This is a genomic window from uncultured Nostoc sp. (assembly GCF_964245445.1).
Lineage (GTDB): Bacteria > Cyanobacteriota > Cyanobacteriia > Cyanobacteriales > Nostocaceae > Nostoc.
This window is the reverse complement of sequence record NZ_CAXTNE010000383.1, coordinates 1-5,817: the sequence shown is the minus strand read 5'-3', so window position 1 is coordinate 5,817 and position 5,817 is coordinate 1. Positions and strand designations below refer to the sequence as shown.

Here is a 5,817-nt window from a genome sequence, read left to right as displayed (position 1 = left end):
CCCCCTGCCCCCTGCCTCTATAGCGATGGTATATTTTTTTATTTGGAAGTCCCTTAGTTAGCATCATGATTTTCAAACCAACCTGCCGAATGTGGGTTGATATCAGACTTGATTATTGAAAATCCAAAATAGAATAACCTCCTGGCAGATTTAACCAGGAGAGTTCAAAAAAATTGATTCATCTTTACAAGCGTTGTAGCAGGCTCAAACCGTGGGTATCAGTACCACAAGTATTGAAAAGAAAGTATTCATCAGCCAACTTTTGTACTTGTTCTGATTCCACGACGCTGGGTTTCCAGGGGTTAGGGTTATTGTAGGCGTAAAAAGTTTCCACGCCATCGATGCCCTTTTGGGACGCAGCTGGAATTAAGTCAAAAAGCGATCGCTTGTAACGAGCCGGATGAGCCAGAACTGCCAATCCCCCAGCTTCATGAATAGCAGCAATCACGTTACTTGCTTGATATTCTTGTCCTGTAGTCGGCCTTCTTTGGAGATAAGGTTTTATGCTAGGGTGTTCTGGTGTAAAAGCGTAAGCCAAAATGTGAACTTCTATATCCAAAAGGTTGGCATTAATTTCCACACCACTCCACAGGTAAGGAGTGCTTGCACCAGGATTATTCCACTTCCAGTCTTCTAACCAAGCAAGTGCCGCTTGATAGCCGATAATACCATGATGATCGGTGATGGCTAACCCTTTGAGTCCAATCGCGATCGCCTGTTCCATCAATGCACTAGGCTGCAACCTACCATCCGAGTACATAGTGTGCATGTGAAAGTTGAATAACCTTGGACAACTTTGTGCATCAATGTTTTGGAATACTTGCTTCAAAAGTTCTGTGGAAGCAGTAGTTCGGGCCAAATTTACAACCATAACCCCCTCTGAACAAAAATATATCTTTTTAACACACTAAAACGGCACATCTAGAGATGAGAAAGACTCAGCACTTTAATTAGTATTGGCTGCTACTTTCTCAGCTTTCTCAGCAAATTTTTCAATATGTTAAGACTACGTTAGCAAATCTTAACCTCAGTAGTCATGCGTGATTTTGACTACTTTAAATATAAGTAGTCAAAAATAGTGCATAGAAATTTATATAAATACGTTTATAGCATTTATGCTAAATGACTTACTTTTAAAGACTTAAGAGAGTAATTATCTTTGATAAGCCTGCAATTCAATTATATATTACGTGTAATAAAATATGATTGTTCTCAGTAATTACACTACTAGAAATAACTAGTAATGATTTCAGCGTAGGCGTAGCCCACCGCAGGCATCGCATCAGTCAGCCTACAATAGCTTCAAGAAAACTAGCGATCGCTCCTGAATCACTATACTCCTCGCGCAATTCCAAAGGAATCTCCCTTCAAGGTGATTCCAAGCGGTTCTATTACCACCTCGCGGCTAAGGGATGCTTCAACCCTTCCGGCAATCACAGCCGTAAGCTTATGTTCTCTTGCAAGGATTACAATTCTCTCTGCATCCTGCTCTGATTCTGTATAGAATGCAAATCCTGCACCGTAATTGAACACAGAAAGCATCGTCTCAGCCCCGCCCTCAAGATGACCCTCGACAAACGTAAATATCTCCGGCACTGGGAGCATCGTTTCGATGACATATCGAAGCGGCTTCACCGACCGCATCAGCTTTTGCCATCCATGTCCAGTGATGTTCTCCATCGCAGTGGGACGAATCCCCTTGCCAAGCACCGCCTGCACAAGCGGCGTATAAAGATACGAAGCAGCATTTATCGCTTCCCAGAACTCCTGCCCACTTGGAAGTTTTGTTCTGTAGCCATCAGGAAGAGACTGGGCAAGCTTTCGCAGTGGGGTAAAGCCGTTCTCATGGGGTCCCGAACTCTCGACCAGAACAATGGTATTTCCGGCATCCAGACGCGAACTATCAATGGGAGCGACACCAGCCGGCATAACCCCAAAAACCGAGCCTGCGATGTCGAGCCGACCTGGAATCATCTTCGTTTTTAGTTGAGGAGTTTCTCCTGAGAGATAGACACACCCCACTCGTTTGCACCCTTCAACCACTCCATCAAGAAACCCATCAAGGAACGCTGGGGTGAAGATGGTTTCAGGAGTACTAGACGGCAGATATAAACCGAGAAGTATAGTCTGCATACCTGATGTTGCGGCATCGTTCGTAAGACACGAGATAATCTTGATACCGATATTCCACCAAAATCGTCGAAGTTCTTCTTCGGAAAGGTCGTCAGGTCGAGTATCGTCTGCGGTACCCAGTCCTTCCGGGACAAGTGTCATTGAAAGTTCTCTAGTCCCCGCCTCTAGAAACGGAGCGAGGTTAAAACTGAAAGCGTTAGCACTTGCTCCAAGACCCGATGCGGGCACAATACCATAGGCGCTTGCAAAGCCAAGGGTGCGTTTTGCGGCATCAATGAAGCATCGTTTTGCAGCATCGAGAGTATCGTAATCTACTTGATCGAGAGCTTGAGCCATCAGGTTGCGTTTTAATTTAGGAGTAGAGACGCGATTAATCACGTCTGTGCAGGAGTTAAAAGTTAGGAATCATAACTCCTAACTCTTAACTTTAAAATACATCATCTTCAATACCACGCCACCATTCCCCCAAATTCATCATGTCTTGGTAAATGTCCTTTAATTCTTTGTTGTAAACATCGTCTGTAAGGGTAGCTCGACGCTCTTGTAGTTTCTTAAGGCGCAGTTGTACCAATAGCCAAGGTTTAGTGATGCTATTAGTTGCTTCTATGTATTGTGCTAGTTCTTTGCTATTCATAATGTTTTATATTTTGATTTTCATGCCACTACTTTTATTCAAGCTACTGCCCGTCCCGCCATTTAATAACAGAAAAGGGAGAAATTCTTTTTAATTTCTCCCTTTTCTTGGTGGAACCAGTTCAAAACTGACAGTTAATTAAGCTTTAGCCAAGTTTTCAGCAGCAAAGTCCCAGTTAACCACTTTATCTAAGAAATTTTTTATGAACGCTGGACGGGCGTTTCTATAGTCAATGTAGTAGGCGTGTTCCCAAACATCCAAGGTCAGAAGTGCTTTCTGTCCATAAGCTAGAGGGTTTTCTGCATTTGGTGTCTTAATTACCTTCAGCGTACCACCATCATCAATCAACCAAGACCATCCGCTGCCAAACTGAGTTGCCGCTGCATTAGAGAATTCTTCCTTGAATTTGTCGAAGCTACCGAAGTCTTTATCAATCTTGGCTGCGAGATCACCAGTGGGTGCGCCGCCACCTGCTGGTTTCAAGGAATTCCAGAAGAAGGTGTGGTTCCAAACTTGGGCGCTATTGTTGAAGATTCCTACCTTAGAGGAGTCTTTGAAGGAAGTTTTGATCACTTCTTCTAGAGACTTATCGGCAAGTTCTGTACCTTCAACGAGCTTATTCAGGTTGTCTACATAAGCTTTGTGATGCTTGCCATGATGATACTCTAAGGTCTCGGCTGATATGCCATAAGGCTCTAAAGCATTCAATTCGTAGGGTAGGGCGGGCAGTGTAAATGTCATTTTATGAAATCCTCTCTTTACCGGTTTCCAGTTGAAAGCTATTGCAGAAACTTAGGCAATTAGCAGCTTTTGTTTTTGACAGTTTTATATGTTTCATGATGAAACATAAAACTTAACATCGTCATTCTACTACCAAAGTGAAGAGAAAGTGAAGATGAAAACAAAGTACTTTTGTGATAAGTCAAATCGCTATGAATTAATGACTATAAATAAAAATGGCTAATATTCTATAGCCAGAAACCGATATTTAATTAGCATTTAGCAATTAAAGCTTTCATACTTCTATCTTTAGTAGGATTAATTACGATGTCATAAATCAGTCTGAAGCGAGATGATTTAGTACTTAAAGAAAGCTAATATATAAAATACTAGACTAAATTTTAAAATTATTTATTTTGCATCTAAACTGTTTCTGGTAGGTAGAGTTTTGAGGATGGTAAGTGGATAATTACTCACCCACCACCCTTTTGAACTGAAAAACTAACCGCAAATAGTGATCATTACTACTGAGATAAACGCTGCTGGTAGTAGTTCACAATTTGTGCTGTGACTTCAGAAATATTCAGACCATCGGTTTGAACTTCAACCGCATCTGCTGCTTTTTGCAAAGGGGAAACTTTGCGTGTACTATCTTTCCAATCGCGTTCAGCAATGTCCCGCTCCAGCTGATCTAAACTGATTTCGGGTTGACCTTGTTTGTTAAAGTCTTCTTGGCGGCGACGGGCGCGTTCACTCACAGAAGCGGTTAAGAAGATTTTCACTTCGGCATCGGGGAATACATGAGTGCCGATGTCCCGCCCTTCAGCCACTAAACCACCTCTTTTACCCCAGTTTTGCTGCTGTTTAACCAGTGCTTGACGGACAGCGCTTTGTGCAGCGATCGCAGATACTTGAGATGTTACCTCAATCGTGCGAATTGCCTGGGTAACATCGATACCATCAATCCAAACCTGCACCGACGATTGTAAATCCTGGGTAGGGGTAAGTTCAATTTTACACTGGTTAGTTAATTCAGCGATCGCACACTCATCATCAACGGCAATCCCCTTTTGCAGAACTAACCAAGTTACAGCACGGTACATCGCTCCTGTATCTAAATACACTAGATTTAGATTTGCTGCCACTTGACGCGCCACTGTGGATTTTCCAGCCCCAGCTGGGCCATCAATGGCGATAATGGGTTGACGATCGCGCAATATAATATTGTCAATCAAACGTGTAGACTCAAGACGAGCTGCGATCGCCAACATTCCTTCCTCCTGAACTTTTTCTAAAGACATTAACGTAGTCGGTTCAACCAATTCAATATATTCCACTAAAATCGTGCTGACTATAGCCACTTCTTGCTGGACTAGTGCTATCAACTTGTTACTATTGCGATCGCCTGCAAGGAAAGCAGCTTCAGCTCGTCGCAAGCCACGATATAATGCCGCCGCTTGCTCTTTTGCCGTTGCAGTCAAATATTGATTACGAGAACTGAAGGCAAGACCCGAAGCTTCCCGCACTATTGGACAACCAACAATTTCTACTGGCAAATTTAAGTCAGCTACTAAGCGTTTAATAATTGCCAGTTGCTGACCATCCTTTTGACCAAAGTAGGCACGGTCAGGCTGTACCAAGTTGAAAAGTTTGGTCACAATCGTAGCGACACCCTGAAAGTGACCTTGCCGAGAACGACCACACAAGCCTGTTATCATAGCAAATGGGGGGATAACTTGTGTAACCTTTGATTCTTGTATACTCTTCTGGGGAACTGCCATCTCTTCCGGAGTTGGTGCAAAAATGGCATCTACCCCAGCTTGTTCGCAAAGTTGTTGGTCTCGCTCTAAAGTGCGAGGGTAGCGTTGATAATCCTCGTTGGGAGCAAATTGCAGGGGATTGATGAAAATACTAACAATCACCGTAGAATTTTCTTGCCGCGCCCGTTGAATTAAGCTTAAATGACCTTGATGCAAATTTCCCATCGTTGGCACCAGACCGACTGCGGTCTGATACCAGCCAGTCATCTCATCTAGTTTTAGATCCTCAGTAACCGCAATTAGCTTGTTTTCTGAGCAGCGTTTAGTTAAATAGCAGCGTAAAGCTGCGACTGTTGTCAGCAGGCGCACAAAAATACCCCTAGTTCTTATCGATCCCTCCCCCGTTAGTTTATATCTGAAAGAGAGGGAAGAGATGATTGAACTAGGAGAATTGTTATGGGGAGTGGGGAGTCAGCCCCTTTAGGGAAGTCAAAAGTCAAAAGTCAAAAGTCATGCAATTTTGGATTTTAGATTTTTTCTTCAATCCCTTCGGGTTCAGCAGTCGCTCAT

5 protein-coding genes are annotated in these 5,817 nt (G+C 43.1%); all 5 read right to left on the bottom strand.

Annotation, left to right across the window (positions count from 1 at the left end):
• Positions 1-184 precede the first annotated feature (184 nt).
• Positions 185-871 (bottom strand): PHP domain-containing protein, encoded by a 687-nt coding sequence (locus tag ACFE90_RS35410; RefSeq protein WP_375506939.1) that lies wholly within the window; start codon positions 869-871, stop codon positions 185-187.
• 461 nt (positions 872-1,332) lie between these two features.
• Positions 1,333-2,511, bottom strand: coding sequence for an AIR synthase related protein (locus ACFE90_RS35405; RefSeq protein WP_375506938.1), 1,179 nt, complete (start codon positions 2,509-2,511; stop codon positions 1,333-1,335).
• Positions 2,512-2,560: 49 nt separating this feature from the next.
• Complete coding sequence (locus ACFE90_RS35400; RefSeq protein ID WP_375506937.1) at positions 2,561-2,767, bottom strand: hypothetical protein; 207 nt, start codon at positions 2,765-2,767, stop codon at positions 2,561-2,563.
• Positions 2,768-2,905: 138 nt separating this feature from the next.
• The gene (locus ACFE90_RS35395) at positions 2,906-3,508 is read right to left on the bottom strand and encodes a superoxide dismutase (protein WP_375506936.1); all 603 of its coding nucleotides are present in this window, start codon (positions 3,506-3,508) and stop codon (positions 2,906-2,908) included.
• A 503-nt stretch (positions 3,509-4,011) separates the two neighbouring features.
• Positions 4,012-5,616, bottom strand: a complete 1,605-nt coding sequence (locus ACFE90_RS35390) for a bifunctional pantoate--beta-alanine ligase/(d)CMP kinase (RefSeq protein WP_375506935.1) — start codon at positions 5,614-5,616, stop codon at positions 4,012-4,014.
• Between the last annotated feature and the right edge of the window lie 201 nt (positions 5,617-5,817).